Source organism: Actinoplanes solisilvae (assembly GCF_003999975.1).
Taxonomy (GTDB): domain Bacteria; phylum Actinomycetota; class Actinomycetes; order Mycobacteriales; family Micromonosporaceae; genus Actinoplanes; species Actinoplanes solisilvae.
Genome location: NZ_RJAC01000053.1, coordinates 1 through 20,088 on the forward strand (window position 1 = coordinate 1; position 20,088 = coordinate 20,088).

Below are 20,088 nucleotides of genomic sequence, written 5' to 3' on the forward strand. Positions count from 1 at the left end.
AGCCGGCCGCGCCCTCGGCCCGACCGACCGGCCGGTCACCTGCTGTAGCGGTGCTTGACCCCGACCGGGAAGTTTTCCGGGTCACCGACCGGACGGAACTGGACGGCCGGGGTCTGCCGTGCGGCTGGCACGTAGTTCGCGAACTCGCTGTTGCGACGGATGAGGTGAGCGCGGATGGCCTCGGCCACCGTCGGCGCTCGTCCGTCGCCCGCGGATCCCGGTGCTAGCTCGACGGTGATATCGAGATACCGATCCCCGTCGGCGTCCTCGGGCGTCCGCATGACGAACCGGCCCGTCGTCCAGCCGGCGATCTCCGGTCGTTCCAGCGCCTCGCTGACGTTCTCCGGGAAGATGTTGGCCCCGAAGATGGACACGGCGAACAGAGATCGCCCGAAGACGTGGACGAACGGTTCCTCCGGCGCCGCCGGGTTCTCCCCGGCGAGCGGAGCCAACTCGGCATACGGCGTTATGCCGCCCGTATCACCGATCTCGTAACGGATCAGCGGCACCGCGCCGTCCGCGGTGAACAGCAGCGTCCCGTCGACCTCCTCGAAGTAGCGATGGGCCGGGTCGTACTGCGCCAGAGTCGGCAGCCGGTCGTCGCCGAACAGCTTCCGTGCCCGTTCCGGGTCACCGGCCAGCCGTCGGCGGATCCGGACCGTCCTGGGTGTCTCGTTGGCCAACACGCCGGCGTCAGCGGTCCCGTAGAGCGCGGCAATATCCTGGACGGGGTCCGCGATGCCCGCTCGCTCCGCGACCAGATCGCGCCACCGTTCGCTGAAGACCTCTCCCGCCAGCACCAGCTTGATGCGGCGCTCACGCCAGTCGACCTGCCGGGCGGTACCTGCGTCGATGACGTTTTTCACGAATGGCGGATAGCCCAGCAGGACCACCTGGTCGAACTCCGGTCCCAGCGCCTCGACGACGCGTAACGTCTCTTCGACGTGGTTGCCCGGCGTTGCCACCGTGACCCGGTAACCGCGAGCGGCCAGTTGCCGGCAAGCGGCCGCCGTGTACATACCGCCGATCCAGTTCCCCAGCGGGAAACAGACCACCGCTAGGGTGCTGTGCTCGTCTGCACCGAAGACTCGGAAGATCTGCTCGAACCGCGCCGCGCCGGCCAGCTCGTCGGTCAGGGTGCGCGGCCAGATGGTCGGTTGCCCGGACGACCCGGACGACAACGCCACCGCCGCACTGCCGTCGAGCGACCCGCCACGGCACCTCTCGGCCAACGGGTACGCCCGCAGATAGTTCTCCTTGGTGACTATCGGCAAGGTGGAGAAGTCGGCCATCGATCGCACGCGGGCCGGGTCGACGCCGCGCTCGGCCAGGAAGTGACGGTAGGCGGGCACGTTCCGGGCGGCGTCTCTGAACAAGGCGATCGGTTTCATATCTGCGATCCTCACATCGGTATCCGGCAGTGACACCCGCTATTGCTACTGACGACGAACGGGGCAGGAAATTCGGCCGGCTGCCCGATCGTGACCCGGCTCGCACAGACGCAGCCGACTATGTCGTCCCGGTCCGGCCGGCGGGCCCGCTTCCCTGACCCGCCGTGTATCCGGAATCACTTGCGGGCCACGGAAGTGAGGTCGACGAGGTTTTAATCGTTTCCAATGACATGTCAGTCCGCAACAGACAGCCCAAACTCAGATTGGTCGTGGCGACGATGGCCGTCGCCGCGTTCCTCGTCCCGCTGACGCCGGCCTTGGGGGCCGGCTCCGGCGATGACGGCCAGGCCCACGCTGGCTTTGGCCGTCCCGTCGGCACCGGCCTCGCACCCTCGCCGAACGTCTCGCCGCCCGCCGGATACACCGTCCGCGGCATCGACGTCTCGCACTATCAAGGCCCGATCAACTGGTCGCAGGTCGCGGCGTCCGGCGAGAGGTTCGCGATCCTCAAGGCGACCGACAACACGGGGTACGTCGATCCGACGTTCGCCACCAACTATCTCGGAGCCAAGAACGCCGGTCTGTACGTCGGCGCCTATCATTTCGCGCTGCCCGACCGCAGCACTGGCGCCGTGCAGGCGGACTTCTTCCTCGACCACGCCCGCTACGTCCGCGACGGCCGGACCCTGCCGCCGATGCTGGACATCGAATGGCCCTACAGCGGGTCGGGCAGCCCGTCGCCGTGCTACGGGCTGACACCCGCCCAGATGGTCAGCTGGATCCAGGCCTTCGTCGCCGAGGTACAACGGCGCACCGGCGTCCGGCCGATCATCTACACGAACCCGAACTGGTGGAACCCGTGCACCGGCAGCAGCAAGGCCTTCGCCACGCTGCCGCTCGCCCACGCCGCGTACGCCAGCCAGCCCGGTCAGGTCTCCGCAGGCTGGTCCACCTTCACCATCTGGCAGTACACCAGCAGCGGCACCGTGCCGGGCATCAGCGGCAACGTCGACCGCGACGTGTTCAACGGCTCGGTCGCCGGGCTGGCGACGCTGGCCGGTAGGCCGGTCGACCATGCGGACAACGATTTCGACGCCGACCGGCGCAGCGAGCTCACGCTGTACCGCGCGGCGAACGGCTTCTGGAACGCCGAGAACGCCGCGACCGGCGTCCAGCCGATCGCCAGCTACCCCTACGGCGGCAACCCGTCCGACGTTCCGCTGACCGGAGACTTCGACGGCGACGGCTACGCCGACATGGCCGTCTACGCCGAGGGCCGGTGGAATCTCAGAAGCAAGCACCGGAACGTCGATCTAGCCGTGGACTATCCGTACGGTGGTAACGCCACCGATGTTCCCCTGGCCGATGACTTCGACGGCGACGGAACCGATGACATCGCGATCTACCGCAAGGGCACGGGCCAGTGGTGGGCTAAGAGCGTCAGCCGTGACGTGCAGATCTATGGCGGCTCCGCGTACGGCGGTAACCCCACCGACACCCCCTTGGTCGACGACTACGACGGCGACGGCTACGCCGACATCGCCCTGTACCGCGGCAGCACGGGTCAGTGGCACGTCAAGAGCCTGCGCCGCGGCGTCCAGCTCGCCGCCAGCTACCCCTTCGGCGGCGACCCCACCGACATACCGCTGACCGGCGACTTCGACGGCGACGGAAAGGCCGACATCACGCTCTACCGCCAGGGTCAGGGGCAATGGTTCGCCAAGAGCATCAGCCGTGGGGTCCAGCTCTACGACGCCCACCCCTACGGCGGTGACCCGTCCGACCTCCCGACGACCGGCGACTACGACAACGACGGCTTCACCGACATCGCTCTGTACCGCCCCACCGCCGGGCAGTGGCACGTGAAGAGCCTCCGTCGCGCGGTCCAGCTCTACGCCAGTTACCCGTACGGCGGCCCCGACGACCGGCCACCCGCCGGCTGACCACCAGAGGCCGGGCCGTCCGGACCGTTCCGGGCGGCCCGGACGGCCGATCATCGCTCGGGTCGACCAGCAGGTTCCCATGCCGACAGATCCGCGCGTTCGGCGACAGCCGTTGACGACCCGGTCCCGCTGCCGCTGGCCCTCATGGCCAGTGGCCGAGTCGCCGGCCGCCACTGCGGTCGGCGGCTCGTTCGCTTCCATCGGCCAGGCGAGAGGCTGATGCGTTGGGGTGACTGGCGGTGCCTGCGAAGACCTGGCCTGGTTGGGCGGTCGCCGACTGTGCGAAGTCCGGGAAGCGTCGGACGAGCATTTCGATACCGCAATGCACCTCGTGGACAGCATGGGGGAGGACTCGGAACTGCCGCCCGTTGGAGATCGTGTGCTCGTAATCTTCGTCGTCCGGTGTGCTGGTCGTGACGGCGATTAGCGAGGGCCCGGACGCCGACCAGGTTTGGGCATCCGCAATGAAGATCACCGCGAGCGCCGGATACAGGACCGCCGCCTTGAGTACCTCGTCGACGGTCACGCCGCTCCACTGCGTTCCCTGGATGAAAAGAGCGTCGCCGACGCTGGTCAGTTCGTCGGAGACGTCTCGCCACGCGGAGTCGTCCGTGTAATCGGTACGCACCACGACCGGAACCAAGTCGTGGCGGTCTTCAAGGGTCGGGTAAAACGACGTCACGCGTGGTAGACGCATGATCGCGGCAGTCGTTCACACCCCGTTGACGGTCCTCGCGGTCAGGCTTGCTCACGATCGGCGCGCTGAACGCGAGAGGAGAGCCAAGCCGAGACGTCCGTCTCACATCGCAAAATTCATTCTGAAATAGGTGAATTTCCTCATCCCCGTATTCCTTGGGGAGCGAAGTGTCCGGGTGTTCCATAGGTGTCGAATCCGGCGGAGCAGTCGCTATGAACTGCTGCGGCATCGGTGAGTGGAGAGGCATCTCATTGAAGATCGGTATCGGCATTCCGAACCAGGTGCGTGACGTCGATCCGAGGATTGTCGGACCGTGGTCGGCCACCGCTGAACAGGCAGGCTTCTCGACGTTGGGCACGGTAGGGCGGATCGCGTTTCCTGGAGTGGCGGACACCGTCGCGCTGGCCGTGGCGGCCGGTGCGACCACCCGGATCGGGTTGTTCAGCAATGTTCTCCTCGGCCCGCCGTGGCCGGCTGCCCTGCTCGCCAAGGAGATCGCAGGGATCGATGGGGCGTCGGGCGGCCGGCTCACCCTCGGTCTCGGTGTCGGCGTCAGGCCGGACGACTTCATTGTCGAAGGGCTCCCGATAATGGGCCGCGGGCGGCGGATGGACGCCGACCTGGAGGTTTATCGATCAGTGTGGGCGGGTGAGCCGGTGGGCGGGGGAACCAACCCGGCGGTCCCGGCCGGAACGCGCCAGGTTCCCTTGATGTTCGGCGGGAGTGCGCCGGCCGCGCTGGCCAGGATGGCCCGGCACGGTATCGGCTACGTGGGTGGTTCGGTTCCCCCCGCAATGGTCGAGCCCGCTTTCCGGGCCGCGCGGGCAGCCTGGAAAGAGGCCGGCCGGGATGGTGAACCGCGGCTGACCGCGATCGCTTACTTCGCCTTCGGCGATCGGGAGGCCGGTTCCGCGAACGTGTACGACTACTACAGCGTCTCTGGTGATCAGTTCGCGACCCTGGCGTCGGAGAACATGTCGTTCGGTGCCGACGGGGTGCGAGAGACGGTGAAGAGCTTCGCGGACTTGGGCGCCGATGAACTGATCTTCAACCCGACCCTGCCCAACCTTGACGAGATCAGCCGGCTGGCCGACGTGGTTCTCTGACCGCAACTATCTTCTCGGTGAAGGGGAAATCAGCGTGACGGTTGTCACGCTGAATGCGACCGCTGACCACGCGTTTGGTCATGGTGAATGAGAATCCGCAGTTGCAGGCCGCCGCCCAGATGCAGAGTTTGCAGACCGGGTACGTCAAAGGGTAGGCCTTATCCATCGTCGCCGAGCTGGACGTTGTGGCCTAGATTCTGGACGGCCCACGCACGATCACCGACCTGGCGAAGCGGACCAGGATGACCGCGAGTTCGCTCGGCGGCATCCTCCGATACCTGGCGTCGTTCGGAGTGTTCCGCACCGACGGTGACCTGGTCGAGATAACCGAGCTCGGCCGCACCCTCATCCGCCCCGGCCGGATCGTATCGACAGATAGGAGGTGTTCGCTCCCGAGCAAGCTGGGCACACTGACCCGAATGGACGGCTCGTGCTGGCAACGCCAGCACGAGCCGCCGTGCAGGTGTGCCGATCTCGCGGTGTCTGTGGCCCGTCGGCAGCGGTGTCGCGCTTCTGGGCGGTCAGATCGACGGGGAGGAACAGCGGACTCGGCGGGTTATTGGACGAAGATGTCCACCGTTGGTCGCATTTCAGCGCAAATTTGCAGGACCTTGTGGATGGGATGGTCGGCGAACGCCTTGATCAGCGTGGTGTCCAGTTCGCGGGTTTGGTGGTCGACTGCGGGATAGGCCGATTGGGTGAGCAGGTAGTCGAAGCGTGGCGCCCACTTGCGTGAGCCCAGCCGGGCTGTCGTGGAACAGTTGTCCACCATGTAGGACACGCCGCGGGCGTGCATGTACGGGTTGAGGGAATCGGTGGCCTCGATGACCGACTCATTGGCGATCTCCGAGTACGGGTGGCCCTTCTCGATGAGGGTATCGATCTGCCCCATCATCACCCCGCAGAAAATGCCCGCGGTGAAGGCGTTCAGGGGCAGAGAGTCGTCGTCGCGGCTCTGGCGCGCGACCTCGCCCGCACGCCACATCTCGACCTGGTCGATCTTGCCCATCGGGAAGCGGGCGAGCCGGTGACCGGCCAGGATGACGCTGCGGATTTCGTTGCCCGAGGTAACTTCGTCGTAGATCTCGTGGGTGAGTTCCAGGCCGACCGGGTAGGCCGCCGCGTACGCCTTCGCGAACACCTCCCGGTCGTCGTCGCCGAGCTGCTGGTACAGCCCGATGAGGCCGTGTTTGGACACGATCCGCGAGACGGGACCGGTCACGCAGTCCACTGAGTTGCGGTACGCATCGGTCTCGTTGGTCCCGCTCTCACGAAACCGCCGATACAGGCTCTCGACGATGCCGTGCACCCCGCCGAGCAGGATCGACCGCTCGCCGGTCAGGTCGGAGAGATACTCCGATCGCAGAGTCGTCTGGAAGGTGTACGGCGCACCGAGGCCGACCGACCAGCCCAGGGCACGGTCCACCGCACGGCCACTGACGTTCTGCTCGACCGCGAAGCTGGCGTTGATGCCGGCGCCGTTGGTCTTGGCCCCCTGGAGGTAGAGGGCCCGTACCGAGGCACCCATTCCCTTGGGGCACACGGCGATGACGTCAATGTCCTCCGGGAAATCGCTGCCCTGCTGCTCGAGGTAGCCGAGCAGGAAGCCGTGTGACAGGCCGAGTGTCGCGCCCGGCCGCAGCGCCGCGAAAATGCGTTCGTGCAGCGCGGCCTGAGCCGCATCCGAGATGAGCAGCAGGACCATGTCCGAGGCGGCGATGACCTCGAACATCTCACCCAGCGTACCGTCGGCCTCGGTGAACCAGGCAGCGCGAGCAGCCTCGAAGGAGGACGAGCCCGCCCGCAGCCCGACGACGACCTTGACGCGTCCGGCGAGAGAGTCCCGCAGGTTCCGCGCCTGGGCCGAACCCTGAGGGCCCCAGCCGATCACCGCAATCTGGTTGATGCCCGCGAACGCGCGCGGCAGCCGGTCGAACAGGTGCCGTCCGCCGCGCACGATGCCCTCGCGAGTGCCGGCGAGGGTGATGTACTCCTTGTCGAAGACGCTGGTCTCGAAATCTCGCTCATCCGTGATCATTGATTCTCCTCCGCATTCAGCGGCGCTATTGAGGCCGCCTATAGCCGAACGGCCACCAGGCCGCGAGCTTCACGAGGAAGACCAAGCATTTGGCCACCCGAGCGCATTCATCGGGTGCAGGCGGGACGGGTCATGGCCCCGTCCGCCTGCCGTAACCACTCGGGTCGGCTCGGTCAGACAGTGCTGAGCATCGTGTCCACTGGCCGGTTTTCCGGAAGCCCAGTCTCTCGAACAGGGGCGCCTCGGCGTGCGTCGCATGCAGGTACGCGGTGTGCACGCCGGCCGCCAGCCCGTCCTGCAGCATCGCCTCGGCGACCGCTCGGGTATACCCGTCGCCGTCGACGTCCGGGAGCGTGGCGAAGTTGCCAAGGCCGAGATGGCCATCGTTGCGGAAGCCCACAGGCGAAGACGCCGGACTCGCTACCCGCCAGGCGGCGTACCTGAATGTCGTCGGTTCCTTGCCGGTCGGTCGTCGGCAGCTGCATGAAAGCCTGCCGCGAAACTGTGGCGAGGCCGTGCTCGTCCGCGATCCGACGGATCGCCGGGGACGGCTCGGTGCGGATCCGGATGCTCCACGCGCCGGCCCGACCTTTTTCGAGGCGAACTCGGCGATCTCGGCGGCGTCCGGCTCGGCCGCGGCGCTCAGGATCGGGTTGAGCGCCGGAACCGCGGCGTGCGTGACCGCGAGCAGAGTGCCCGTCGGGCCGGTCTCGACGTAGGAGCCGGGAATCGTCCGGGCCAGCATTTCGATGGCCGAGCGGAACGCCGTCGCGGCCGCGTCGGTCGGGTGGGTGGAACTCATCCGTGAACTCCCGTTCATCGTGATGCCGCAGTTCGCGACGCGATCTCACGACTTGGATGGTTCCAGCGCGGTTAAGTTCGCTCCAGCGGCAGAATTTTTGCCACGTCCGCCGGCTGCGGGTGAAACAGGGTCATTTTCCGTACGCGGCCCTGCCGCATCTCGTGCAGCCAGACCGCCGACGGCGGGCAGTGGTCCGGGTCTCCCGGCGGGTTGATCAGCTCGGTCTCCCAGAGCAGCACGTCCTCGCTGGCCACGACGTTCAGCAGCCGCTGCCGGATGCCCCAGTCCAGGTCCCGGTCCATCGCCTGGACCACCGTCTCGCGGCCGCCGAGCACTTGGCCGGCGAAGACCAGCCGGGCCTCGGGCAGCCACATGTCGTCGACCACCTCGGCGAAGTCGCCGCGCATCGCGGTCGTCAGCACGTCGTAGGCCTCCCGCCACCGGCTTTCGCCGAGGGCCGTGGCGTCCAGATAGGCCACGTCGGTGGTCGCGCGCAGCGCCTCGGCGAGCTTGCGGCGGCCGTGGCTGAGCCGGCTGCGCACGGTTCCGACCGGCAGGCCGCACAGGTTGGCGATCTGATCGTACGAGGTGACGCTGCTGAAGTGGCGCAGCAGAAGCACCAGGCGGTCGGCCTCGGACAGCGCGCCGATCGCGTGCCAGACCCAGTCCCGCAGCGCGCCCTGCTCCGCCATCTCCTCCGGACCCGTCACCGTGGGAAGGTCGAGGACGTCGAGGTCTCGCACCTCGCCGATCCGCCGCAGGGCGACCGCCGTCGCGTCCTGGACCGCGTCCTCGGCGTTCGGCCCGTAGCCGAGGATCGCCAAGGCGACCGTTCGCATGCCGCCCTCATGCCGGCGCAGCACCAGTCCGAGAGCTCCCGCGTCACCGGCCTGCGCTGCTCGCACTAGGTCACCCTCGATCAACGCAATCACGCTACAAACAGTAGGACGGCTTCCTATGTCCGCCTACCTGCGGTGACCGGCGCTACAGCGCCTCCGCGAGGAGGTCACCGTCGTCGCCGGACGCAGCGCCGACAACGTCGAGCAGACGGTAGCGCGCCATCGCGGGCAACGTTTTGGCTCATCGCAGGAGCGACGTGTCTCACATCTTCGATGAGATTTGACCGGTGGTCCCTTCGGTGCGTTTTCCGCACGTCAGCTACGACTCGATACCGAAAAGAGGGTCATGCGGGAAGCAGAGGCGTTGTTCGCCACCGCACCAGACGAAGCCAAACACGGGCTGATGCTCGATCTCGCGGCGGAGGGGCCGATGCATCGGGTCGCTTTGCCCGGCGGTGGGGCGGCGTGGTTAGTAACCCGGTACGCCGAGGCCAAGGAAGCCCTCGCCGACCCGAGGCTGATCCGTGGCCTCGCCGGAGCCCCGTACGCTACGGAAGTTCCCGAGCTTGTGCCGCTGATGCACCAGCACATGCTTCTGCGGAACCCGCCGGACCACACCAGGCTGCGTAGGCTGGTGACGGTGGCATTCACCCGACGGAGAGTCGAGTGGCTGGAACCCGTCGCCGAGACGATCTCAGCCGAGCTGATCGGAGAAATCCGGGCGCGGATCGATCGGGGTGAGGTGGTCGACATCGTGAACGAGTACGCCTTCCCGCTCACATTCCGGGTTCTTTGTGGGCTGCTTGGCATACCCCGGCAAGACGAAGAGTCTCTTGCCGGGATGTTCGCCGATGTTGCCAAGGGCATGGCGGTACCGCTGGAAGACTATCGCGAAGCCGGCAACAAGATGGTCAGGTACCTTCGCCGACTGATCGAACAGAAACGCCGCGACCCGGGTGACGACCTGCTCTCCGCACTTGTTGCTGCCGGCGACGGCGGCGACAGGTTGTCCGAAGATGAGCTCACCTCGATGTTGCTGCTCTTGGTGATCGCCGGTCATGAGACGACCGCGAGTCTGATCGCCAACGGGCTGCTGCTGCTTCTCCGCCATCCGGACCAGCTTGTCGCGCTTCGGGACGACCCTGGACTCATCGCCGGCGGCGTGGAGGAGATTCTTCGGTACAACGGGCCGGTTCAGGCCACCTTTCCGGCGTTCGCTACTGAGGAGTTCGAGCTGGCCGGACACGTCATCCGGGCCGGTGATGTCGTTCTGGTATCACCGTTGGCGGCGAGCCTGGACCCGACCGGGGGAGGGCAGTCGAACAGTTTCGAGGTGCGCCGAGAGGTGTCGGCGCACCTCGCCTTCGGGTACGGAGTTCACCACTGCCTGGGAGCGCCACTGGCCAGGATGGAGGCCCGAATCGCCCTGCGTGATCTGCTGACGATGCTCCCCGACCTGCAAACGGTCGACGCGACTCAAATGCGGAAGCCCTCGGTACGGTTCAACGGGCTCACGGCCCTCCGAGTGCGTCGGGTCGACTAACTCACGGCGCGCCACCCGGCGACGCGGACACGATAACCGATGCTGGCCGGTAGCCAGCCTGACCTGCTGAGGCAGCGTGATCAGGCTGCCACGCGGGTTGACGGGATGCCTGATCGGCCGCCTTTCGCCGCAGGTCCTGACCTCGATGCCGGCATCGAGGTCAGGACCTGCAGCCCGGATCCTGATGCCTGCCCATCGACAGCAACGCCGACAAACCTGGACCTCACCCTGTTAGCTAGGTCGGTCATAGTGATGAGTTCGCCTCAGAAAACGTCAAGGTCTCCACAATGAGACGCAATATCGGGTCTCTGAACAAGGCGAAACCACAGGCGGAAACGATCTATACGTTTCCGCCTGAAATAATGGCTCCACAAGAGACTGCGGCATGCTTCAGCCGTTGTCACAGGATGGTGCTGCCAAGCGGTCGAGTCGGTCAATCGTCGACCTTCTTGCCGGCGTGTTCGAAAGCCGGGTAGTCGATGTAGCCGCGTGGCCCGCCTACGTAGAAGGTGCTCGGGTCGTGGCTGTTCTCGTCGGTGTCGTGCAGCCATCGCGCGAGCAGGTCCGGGTTCGCGATGGTGGGGCGGCCGATCCCCACGGCGTCCGCTAAACCGTCCTCGACCAACCGGATGGATTCCTCCCGGGTGGTCACAGAGCCGGCCCCGGTATTGACGATGGAGGAAGCCGCTACCACGCGCCGGAAGTTCTGCACCAGGTCACCCGACGGATCGGGGTGCAGGATGTCGACGAACGCGAGCGCCAACGGCGCCAGCCCCTCGGCGAGGGCGTTGTAGGTGGCGGCGACATCGGCCGGATCGGTCTCCAGGACACCCTGGATGTTGCGCGCCGGGGAGATCCGCACGCCGGTGCGGTCAGCACCGATGGCCTTGGCCACTGCGGTCACAGCCTCGATGGAGAGGCGGACCCGGTTGGCCGGCGAGCCGCCGTACTCGTCGGTGCGGGTGTTCGACGTCGGTGCAAGGAACTGGTGGAGGAGGTAGCCGTTGGCGCTGTGGACCTCGACGCCGTCCAGCCCTGCCTCGATCGCGTTGCGAGCGGCAGCGACGATCCCCGCAACGATGCCGCCGATCTCGTCGGTCGTCAAGGCGTGCGGGACCGGGTGCTCGACCTCGCCGTCCGGTACGCGGATCGTGTCCGGCGCGGCGATGGCGCTGGGCGCGACGATCCGGCCGGTGCCACTGATCTGCGGGTGCGAGATACGGCCGCCGTGCATGATCTGCATGACGATCGAGCCGCCGGCCTCGTGCACGGCGTCGGTCACGCGCCGCCAGCCGGCGATCTGCTCAGGCGTCTCGATCCCGGGCTGGCCGATCCAGGTGCGCCCTTCGCGTACCGGCCAGGTGCCTTCGGTGACGATCAGGCCCAGGGACGCGCGCTGGCGGTAGTACTCCACCAGCAGGTCACCGGGCACGCCGGCCTCCCCGGCACGAGTACGCGTCAGCGGCGCCATCACCATGCGGTTGCGCAGGTGCAGAGCTCCGAGTTGCAGAGCCGTGAACAGCTTCTCGTTACGAACCTTGATCAACACAGTCCTCGTTCTCGTGGTGACTCAGCAGGGAGGGCTCCCGACGGGGCCGAGCCGACCGTGATCCGTCCGTTCGGAAGCCAGATGTGAGACCCTAGCTCATATTGATACTCAGTCCCAGTTCGACGCCGAGTACGATGGTGTTGTGAGTGACACAGTGAAGACGGCTCAGACAGGCCGTGTGCAGGGTTCTCTGCGGGAGCGAACCCGGCAGGCGATGCGCGCCGAGGTCAGTGCCATCGCGACGCGCCTGTTCGCCGAGCAGGGCTGCGACAACACCACCGTCGAGCAGATCGCCGCTGAGGCCGGCCTCTCACGCACCACGTTTTTCCGCTACTTCGGCACCAAGGAGGACGCGGTGCTGACCTGCCTGGATGACCTCGGACCGGGGCTGGCGGCGGCCTTGAGCGATCGGCCGGCCGACGAGCATCCGTGGACATCTCTGCGCCGGGCCTTCGATGTGATCACCGGTTTGAACGGCGATGCCCCCGGGAAGTCGCTGGCCTTCCATCGGCTGGTCGAGGAGAACCCGACGATGCGGACCCGTCACCGGGAGAAGCAGCAGGGCTGGGAAGAGCTACTGGTGCCGCTCGTCGCCGCCCGGCTGGGCGGCGACGTTCCCCCGGGTCGGGATCCTGGACCACGCGCGCTCGTGGCCTCCGCCGTCGCCTGCCTGAACGTCTCCATGCAGACATGGGTGTCATGTGACGGAGCCGTCTCACGGGACGCACTGCTCGACCGCGCCATGTCCGTCCTGACCGAGTGACCGCGCGGCGTTCGTGGTCAGCGTTCTGGATGTGGCCGTCGATCCAGTTCAGGACCGTCTGCAGGGTGGTGTCACCGTCGAACCTGGTCTTCGCCGGAAAGCCCGGCACCGGCAAGACCACCGGTGCCGGGCTTGCATCTTCTTCCGGGGCATCGTGAATATTCGTGGTTGGTCGGCGTTATAGACGCCGACTGACCGAAAGCGCGAAGGGGATGACACGATGTCGTATCTGGAATCGGTGGAATCTAAGAACCAGCTCATCGCCGTCTGGAGTAAAATCGTCGCCGAACAACACGGTGAGATCAGCGACGATGACGGTGTGTCGCGCATGTGGGCCGACAGCCCGTTCGGGTTCTGGAACGCGGTGACCCTGACCAACGCCGACATTTCCGCTGACGCGTTGAAGGATCAACTCGGCCGGGCCGCTGAGTTCATGCGAGGCAGGCAGAATGCTGGTTTCCTGTGGGTCTTCGAGGATCTGATCACACCGGAAGCCCGTGACGAACTGCTTCTCGCTGCCGGCGCAGCCGGGCTCGGGCTCGCGTTCAGCGGGTATGGAATGGCCGGTGACATCGACATTCCGGAGCCGTCGCACCCGGAGCTGGAGATGCGAAGGGTTGAGTCCGAGGACGACCTCGTCGCCTTTGGCCAGATCAACGGACAAGCTTATGGGCTGCCGGACGAGGTCGGCCGAGGCGCGGTGGCTGGCTCCCGGCTGTTGCGAGACTCTTACGCTTACATCGGATACCGCGATGACCGCCCGGTGGCCTGTGCCGCGACCGTGAGCGGCCCAGACTCGATCTTCCTGGCTCTCGTAGCGACGCTTCCCGAGGAGACGCGCCGCGGATATGGCGAGGCCGTCACCCGCAAAGCTATTTACGAAGGCTCCCGGCACACCGGTCACCACCGGGTTGTGCTGCAAGCCACCGAGGCCGGCCGGCCGGTGTACGAGCGCATCGGCTATACGGTCAACTCGCCGGTCCGTTTCCTGAGCCTGGTTCAGAGCTGAGTCGGGCGGTGCCGTTCTACGAGATCCAGCCCGGTCAGCGTCTCTTCTACACCGACGAGGGTGCGGGCGGCTCCGTCCCGATGCTGTTCGTGCACGGGTGGGCCGGCGACTCCCACGACTGGGGTTGGCAGCTTGCCCATTTCACTGCGAGGACCAGGGTCATCGCGGTCGACCTGCGCGGGCACGGGTCGTCCACGGTGACGGACGGCGGCTATGAGGCCCGGACCTTCGCCGCGGACATCGCGGCTCTCCTGCGGTCGTTGTGCGTACCTCCGGTGATCGCGGTGGGTCACTCGCTCGGTGGACTCGTCGTCGAAGCGCTCGCCGTCGAGCATGCCGAATTGGTCCGAGCCGTGGTGCCGGTCGAGCCGTCGTACGGGTACGGCGATCTCCATGCCCGTCCCTTGATCGAACTGGCCGAGAGGATTACCGAGGCGAACGCTCATGAGCTGACCACCGCGCTGTTCGAGCGGGCTGATGGTCCGTATACGCCCGAGTTCTTCAGGGTCGCGCATCGGCGGAAGATGCTCAGCACACCGCCTCGCGTGGTGGCCGAGACGTTAGTCAACATCTGGCTCGGACCTTTGCAGTTCGGTCGGCTTGCGGAGGCCGAGGCGTACGTGAGCCGCCGGTCCCATCCATCGCTGACTATTCTGTCGGGCCGACACGCCGATGTTGCCGATTGGGCCACCGAACGCCGCAAGGACGGTGACGAGGTGCTTTACCTGCCGCTCGCGCATTGGGTGCATCAGGAGGCGCCGAACGTGGTCAACGCGGCCATCGATGCGTGGATCGAGCGGCAGTCCGGCTTCTGACGTCAACAACGCGGACATAAGGAAGAGATGAACATCAGCCCGCGCCCGGTGGCTAGATCACCGGGCGCGGCTTTGCCTTCGAGTGCCGGTGGCGCTCGCCTTGATGGGAGCACCCGCGTGTCAACCGTACGATGGATCCGGTCAGGTCTTTCCAGGAGGACATGGCGGTGATCTGCTGGATGGTCGTCACGACGCCGTTCGAAATCGGCGTTTTCGTCGTCGTATGAGCCTTATCGCCTGACGCGTGTCACCGTGGGCAGTAAGGTATGTCCTGGACGGGTAGGGGATAGGTGTGGATCCGGCAGTGCGCTTCGCGGTCCTGGGGCCGGTGCGGGCGCGGCGTGATGGCGACGAGTTGGACATGCGTCCACGGCAGAGGCGTCACGTGCTTGGTCTGCTGATGATCCGGGTGGGCCGCGAGGTGTCGTCGGATGAACTCAATGAGCTTCTCTGGAACGACGCCCCTCCCGCCCGGGCGGCGGACATCGTGCATCGGCACATCGGCACGCTGCGGCGTCTGCTTGAACCGGAGTTGCCATTTCGGGAGCAGGGGCGATGGCTGCACCGTACCGATCGGGGGTATCGGTTGGAGGCGAAACCGGAGGACCTCGACCTCCTGGAGTTTCGTCAGCTGGCGGAGGAGGGTCGCGCAGCCGCCGAGGACGGCGACCACGCTGTCGCGCTGCGGCAACGGATGGCAGCACTGGGTCTGTGGCGAGGGCGGTGCGGCGAGGATCTGGACCTGCCAGTGGCTCTGGCCGCCGAGTTCCGGGCGGTCGAAGTGGAACGCGTTACGATGGTGTGCGCCGCGGCGGACGATGTGCTGATCCGCGGTGGCGCCCGGGACCTGCTGCCGCTGGTGCGCCAGGCCGCCGAGCAGGACAGCCTGGATGAGGCGATTCAAGCACGACTGATCCTGTTGCTCGGTGCGACGGGACAGCAGGCCGCGGCGCTGTCGGTCTACCAGACGGTGCGGCGCCGGCTCGCCGAGGAGTTGGGGGTCGATCCGGGCGCGGAACTGCGCCGCGCGTTCGAGCGGGTACTGCGGCAGGAAGTCGTCGTTGCCGGGCCCGAAACGCCGGCGGCGCCCTCGGTGATTCCGGAGCAGCTGCCCGCGGCGAGCCGGCATTTCTACGGGCGGCACACCGAACAATCGTGGTTGTCCGGCCTGGTGGCACTGGCGGGCAGCAGCGAAACGGCCACGGTGATCGGCGTGGTCGACGGGTTGCCCGGTGTCGGGAAGACCAGCCTCGTGGTCCATTGGGCTCGGCAGGTGGCGGACCGGTTCCCGGACGGGCAGATGTTCGTGAATTTGCAGGGCTTCGACCTTAACGACTCGGTCGTGAAGAGCAACCAGGCGCTTGTCTTCCTGCTGGCCGGGCTGGGCGTCTCGCACGCACAGATCCCGAGTGACGCTGCGGCGTCGGCTGCTCTGTTCCGGACCATGACGGCCGGACGTCGAATGCTGATCGTGCTCGACAACGCGCGGGACGAGGAGCAGGTCCGTCCGCTGCTGCCGGCCTCACCTGGCAGCCTGGTAGTGATCACCAGTCGTAACCGGTTGTCCGGGTTGATCACGCAGGAGGGCGCACAGTCGCTGAGCTTGTCGGTGCCCTCGCGGTACGAGGCGCGCGCGGCGATGCGGGCACGGCTGGGCGTCGAACGGGACGGCGACGACGCCACCGTGGACGAGATCATCGAGCGGTGCGGACGGCTGCCGCTGGCAATGGCGGTGGTGGCGGCTCGCGCGGCCAGTTATCCGGACTGGTCGTTGAATGAGATTGCCGAGGAGCTACGGGCGGCCGCCCCGCTGGACTTCCTTGAGGGCGACGAGCCACGTACGGACGTACGAAATGTGTTTTTCTGGTCGTATCGGATGCTCAGTGAGCGCGCCGCGCGTCTGTTTCGGTTGCTGTCGGTGCATCCCGGCGTGGATTTCGGGCTGTCTGGTGCGGCGAGCATCGCCGGGGTTGCCCCTCACGTGGTGCGGCAATTACTCCGGGAGCTGACACGGACCAGGTTGATCAATGAGATCCGGCCTGGGCGCTATGCGTTCCATGACTTGATCAAGGCCTATGCCGCTGAGCTCGGTATGGCGACTGACTTGCCGGAGGAGCGTGCGGCCGCACTGAGCCGACTGCTTGATCATCTGTGGCAGACCAGCTTCACTGCGGGAAGTTTGTTGGAGCCGGCCGCGCCGCTGACCGCGCCACCGGCGCCGCTCGACGGAGTGTCCACACCTCCGATGTCAGATATGAGGTCGGCGATGGGCTGGTTCACGACGGAGTTGTCGGTGCTTGAGGCGGCCCTGGCGGTAGGCGCCGAAGCGGGATTCCGGGCGTGGCAGCCGGCGGAGGCATTGGTGCCGTACTACCAGCGGCGGGGGATGACGAAACAGTGGCGCTCGTCGTCCACGCGGGCGTTGCAAGCCGCGGTCGCTGCTGGCGACCTGGAGGGGCAGGCCGTCATGCACCGGATTCTCGCCGGGGCCGAGGTGTACGGGTCGCACGACGACGCGGTTCGGCGTGATGCCTCGGCGCGCGCGCATCTGGCCTTGGCGCTGGAGCTCTTCGACAGGGTCGGCCGGCCGCTCGACAAGGCGTTCGCCTACTACAACCTCGGTGCGGTCCACCTGGCTGCCGATCGGCACGCGGAGGCGTTTCGGGCCTTTCAGCGGGCGTACGCGTTGTTCGAGCCGGCCGGGCACCGGCGTGGGATGGCGTTGGCGTTGCTGGGCCGCGGCTGGGGTCATTGGAAGCACGGTGATCCGGATGCTGGACTCGAAGACCTCGCGCGATGCCAGGCCCTGGCCCTCGAGGCCGGCGACCTGGACACCGCGGGAGCCTGCGCGACGTGGACAGCCGAGGTGTACTCGGCGATGGGGTCCTTCGGCCAGGCGGTTGAGTGGTTGCGCCGGGCAGTCGGTCACTATGCGCAGGTTGACAGCCCGATGCCGGAAGCGTACGCGGTGAAGGGCCTCGGCGATGCTCTCTCCGCCGCCGGCCGGCCCGAGCAGGCCCGTGCGGCCTGGCGAGTCGCCCGCGATCGATTCGCCGCCCTGGGAAAGAGCGGTACCGTCGCCAAGCTGAACGCCAAGCTAAGCGAAGAGACGGCCTGAGCGGGATTCGGTTCATTCATCGAAATGGCCGACCACCCCCGGGCAATGCCGGCCACACCGCCGTCACGAAGTGTGAGAAGGCCCTTCACCGGCAGGGACACAACAGGCGAGTTCCTATGAGCGATTAATCGAACTCGCAGCCCGGGTTGGGCGCATCCTCCGACAGCGGCGAGCCGGCGGGCAGGACGTAGAGCACCTTGAGGACTACGGGCTTCCGGCCCTTATTGATGCCGATGTGGACGTGGTTCGCGCCGTGAGGCTCCTGGATGAAGCTGCCCGTCGGATAGATCCCATCGGATTTGCAGGTCGCGTCGAAATGGCTCAGTGTGCCCTGCTGGAGCCAGCCGAAGAGCGTGCCGTCGTGGTAGTGCCAGCCGGTGCTCTGCCCCGGCGGGATGGTGATCTTGCGAACGACGTAGTCGGTGTGGCCGACGGTTGTCTGCGACAGGGTGATCCCGACCACGCCGGATCCCGGTGGGGTTGCCTGCGCCGGGGAACTCAGCCCCAGACTTGCGGCCGCCGCCATCGTGGCCCCTGTCGCGAAGATCCGCAAGCGATGTTGCTTCGACATGCCGTGTCCTTTCCTGTTCGGATGGTCCTTTCGACGTGCAGACGTCATGGCGAGCGGGAAGTTGAACAGGGCCTCGGTAAAACGTGGTGAGTAGCACCACCTTGGAGACGAGTCGGCCACTGAGGCTTTCCGAGTAACGGCCGTTGACGGTGGGTGACGGGGTTGTTCAGGTGGTTCGGCCGTGTTCGATGTGCAGGATTACGAGGGCTGCGGTGGTGATCCGGCCGATGGCCCAGGGGCATAGACGTGTAACCGGTCGACCGGCTGATCGTGTTGCCGGCGGCCAGCTGCGCTATCCGGGTGCCGTCAAGCAACCAGCGCAGGACCAGGATGGCTTGCCGGTAACAGCCCAGCGAGCGGGTTCCGGCTCGGGTTCCGAGGCGTCGGCGTTCGGCGTGCAGCAGAGCGGACACGAACACGACGGTGTCCTCGGACACGGGCAGCGTGGCGGTTTCTGTGACACTCGTGGTGGCGCAGTACCCCTGGCGTGAAGTGCTCTGTGAGAAGTCCACTTCCCACCGGGGTTCTGCGCTCTTTCGTTGCACCACAACAGGTTCGGGCGTGTCAACGCACGACGACCGGATCGTCACCCAGGGGTCTCAGACCGTTACTCGGAAAGCCTCACTGGCCGATGGATCGCGCCGGTTCCGCGGGCTGTGGTCATGGACACAGGGTGAAGGTTTCTCCGCCGGCCGCGTCTTAGTACCGGAAGGAAGGTGGTATCCCGTGGTGTCATACGGCCACTTGCAGCTCGTGCGTGTTCAATTCGATGACCTGGATCCAATGGGAATTGTGCATCACGCCAACTATCCCAGATTGCTGGAGCATGCTATTTCGGCATACGTCGCGCCGCTGGGACTGGCATTCGGTGGGCCGAAGTCGGACCTCTATCACGTCATTCGTGAATTCAGTATCCGATATGACGTCCCTATCCGAGGCTACGGCGATGTCGGGGTGCATTTCTGGACGGAACGACTCGGTCCGAAATCGGCTGACATGGGTTTCCGGTTTGTGTCGGTGGATGAGAAGGTCGTTCATGCCGAGGGGACGCGGAAGCACGTACATATCGATCCACGCTCGATGATGCCGGCCGAGTGGAGTGATCTTGCTCGTCGTGTCCACGACGATGTGGCCCGGTCGGCCGGGGCTGACTGATTCGGCTGACGACGTCATCGTCGTGAAAAGGTGTCTGCCCGGCACGCCAAGTGCCGGGCAGGCGCGCCCGTCGACAGGGGCGACGGGCGAGAATCAACGTGCCTGGAGTTTGCCGACATCGTTGTCTGCGCATCGGTGACTCCTGAGCAGGAAGGTCAACTGGCCAATATTCCGGCTGAGGTGCTGCTGATCAGGGGTGAACGGGACGCTCTCATCCCTGCATACACCATCGAGGACATGTCTGCTCTGCATCCCGGGACCCGGATAATTCGGTTCCCTGACCTGGGCCATCTGCCCTACCTGGAAGACCCGGCGGCCTTCAACGCCGCGGTGGCGGTGTTCCTCAGAGCAGCACAGTCACATGCCGGGACGTCGGCGAACTGAGAATGAGCCGAACAGTCCGCGTACGCCGAGGGGTGCCGCACGCGGCGCTTCACGCCCTCGCGTACGCCCCACTCGGGCGGGGCCTGCTCGCGGCGATCGATCGGGCAGGCCCCCGGGGCCCAGTCGGCGGGATCTGGCCAGCCGCACCGCCCGGCTGCCCGCTAGCTCCATGGCCACGTCGCCGCCGGATTGGCCCGGCCCCAACCACCAGCACCGGTCCTGCCTGCAGCTTCTCGAAAGCGCATTGACCCGCGGCGACGCGTTCCTCGCGCCCGCGGGCTCTCACGTCTTGAGGCAGAGCCGGGCATCGCGGCCTCGCGGGGCGGCGTGTGCTGTCACTGCGCGGGCGCCGATTTCTCGGACCC

Annotated in this window: 16 protein-coding genes and 1 pseudogene; 9 read left to right on the plus strand and 8 right to left on the minus strand. The window is 66.5% G+C overall.

What is annotated here, in order from left to right; genetic code table 11:
* Window positions 1–35 precede the first annotated feature (35 nt).
* Window positions 36–1,391 carry a phenylacetate--CoA ligase family protein gene (locus tag EER30_RS45880; protein ID WP_127509400.1) on the minus strand — a complete coding sequence of 452 codons (1,356 nt, stop codon included), beginning with the start codon at window positions 1,389–1,391 and terminating at the stop codon, window positions 36–38.
* Window positions 1,392–1,669: 278 nt separating this feature from the next.
* Between EER30_RS45880 and EER30_RS45885 the strand changes: the two genes are divergently transcribed.
* Entirely contained in the window at window positions 1,670–3,334 is a 1,665-nt protein-coding gene (locus EER30_RS45885) for a GH25 family lysozyme (protein WP_240670750.1), read from the plus strand.
* A gap of 142 nt (window positions 3,335–3,476) precedes the next feature.
* Here the strand turns inward: EER30_RS45885 and EER30_RS45890 are convergent, their stop codons facing one another.
* A complete protein-coding gene (locus tag EER30_RS45890; protein WP_127509406.1) occupies window positions 3,477–4,016 on the minus strand; it encodes a DUF6924 domain-containing protein in 540 nt (179 codons plus the stop codon).
* Between the two features lie 170 nt (window positions 4,017–4,186).
* Between EER30_RS45890 and EER30_RS45895 the strand changes: the two genes are divergently transcribed.
* Window positions 4,187–5,137, plus strand: coding sequence for an LLM class flavin-dependent oxidoreductase (locus EER30_RS45895; protein ID WP_240670747.1), 951 nt, complete (start codon window positions 4,187–4,189; stop codon window positions 5,135–5,137).
* Between the two features lie 556 nt (window positions 5,138–5,693).
* Here EER30_RS45895 and EER30_RS45900 read toward each other — a convergent pair.
* The 3 genes from EER30_RS45900 to EER30_RS45910 all read right to left on the minus strand — a co-directional run bounded on the left by EER30_RS45900 (window position 5,694) and on the right by EER30_RS45910 (window position 8,909).
* A complete protein-coding gene (locus tag EER30_RS45900) occupies window positions 5,694–7,175 on the minus strand; it encodes a ketol-acid reductoisomerase (RefSeq protein WP_127509409.1) in 1,482 nt (493 codons plus the stop codon).
* A gap of 130 nt (window positions 7,176–7,305) precedes the next feature.
* Window positions 7,306–7,977, minus strand: a complete 672-nt coding sequence (locus EER30_RS45905; RefSeq protein WP_127509412.1) for a GNAT family N-acetyltransferase — start codon at window positions 7,975–7,977, stop codon at window positions 7,306–7,308.
* A gap of 71 nt (window positions 7,978–8,048) precedes the next feature.
* Window positions 8,049–8,909, minus strand: coding sequence for an RNA polymerase sigma factor (locus EER30_RS45910; protein WP_240670748.1), 861 nt, complete (start codon window positions 8,907–8,909; stop codon window positions 8,049–8,051).
* Between the two features lie 253 nt (window positions 8,910–9,162).
* On the opposite strand from EER30_RS45910, the gene EER30_RS45915 reads away from it, so the two are divergent.
* Entirely contained in the window at window positions 9,163–10,359 is a 1,197-nt protein-coding gene (locus tag EER30_RS45915) for a cytochrome P450 family protein (protein ID WP_127509415.1), read from the plus strand.
* A 433-nt stretch (window positions 10,360–10,792) separates the two neighbouring features.
* On the opposite strand, the gene EER30_RS45920 is transcribed toward EER30_RS45915, so the two are convergent.
* The gene (locus EER30_RS45920) at window positions 10,793–11,908 is read right to left on the minus strand and encodes an alkene reductase (protein ID WP_255437214.1); all 1,116 of its coding nucleotides are present in this window, start codon (window positions 11,906–11,908) and stop codon (window positions 10,793–10,795) included.
* A gap of 214 nt (window positions 11,909–12,122) precedes the next feature.
* Here EER30_RS45920 and EER30_RS45925 point away from each other — a divergent pair, with 214 nt between their 5' ends.
* From EER30_RS45925 to EER30_RS45940, 4 genes are all read left to right on the plus strand, one after another.
* Entirely contained in the window at window positions 12,123–12,671 is a 549-nt protein-coding gene (locus EER30_RS45925) for a TetR/AcrR family transcriptional regulator (protein WP_127509418.1), read from the plus strand.
* A gap of 220 nt (window positions 12,672–12,891) precedes the next feature.
* Entirely contained in the window at window positions 12,892–13,680 is a 789-nt protein-coding gene (locus tag EER30_RS45930; RefSeq protein WP_127509421.1) for a GNAT family N-acetyltransferase, read from the plus strand.
* An 80-nt stretch (window positions 13,681–13,760) separates the two neighbouring features.
* Window positions 13,761–14,495, plus strand: coding sequence for an alpha/beta fold hydrolase (locus EER30_RS45935; protein ID WP_127509424.1), 735 nt, complete (start codon window positions 13,761–13,763; stop codon window positions 14,493–14,495).
* 292 nt (window positions 14,496–14,787) lie between these two features.
* The gene (locus EER30_RS45940) at window positions 14,788–17,613 is read left to right on the plus strand and encodes an AfsR/SARP family transcriptional regulator (protein ID WP_127509426.1); all 2,826 of its coding nucleotides are present in this window, start codon (window positions 14,788–14,790) and stop codon (window positions 17,611–17,613) included.
* Window positions 17,614–17,737: 124 nt separating this feature from the next.
* Here EER30_RS45940 and EER30_RS45945 read toward each other — a convergent pair whose 3' ends face one another.
* On the minus strand, window positions 17,738–18,184 hold the full coding sequence (locus tag EER30_RS45945; protein WP_164842780.1) for a cupin domain-containing protein: 447 nt from the start codon (window positions 18,182–18,184) through the stop codon (window positions 17,738–17,740).
* A 248-nt stretch (window positions 18,185–18,432) separates the two neighbouring features.
* Window positions 18,433–18,627: pseudogene (locus tag EER30_RS49300) on the minus strand (IS5/IS1182 family transposase); the annotation flags it as partial.
* A 118-nt stretch (window positions 18,628–18,745) separates the two neighbouring features.
* Between EER30_RS49300 and EER30_RS45955 the strand changes: the two are divergent.
* Window positions 18,746–19,339 (plus strand): acyl-CoA thioesterase, encoded by a 594-nt coding sequence (locus tag EER30_RS45955; protein ID WP_127509429.1) that lies wholly within the window; start codon window positions 18,746–18,748, stop codon window positions 19,337–19,339.
* A gap of 135 nt (window positions 19,340–19,474) precedes the next feature.
* Window positions 19,475–19,723 carry an alpha/beta fold hydrolase gene (locus EER30_RS45960; protein WP_127509432.1) on the plus strand — a complete coding sequence of 83 codons (249 nt, stop codon included), beginning with the start codon at window positions 19,475–19,477 and terminating at the stop codon, window positions 19,721–19,723.
* Window positions 19,724–20,088 lie beyond the last annotated feature (365 nt).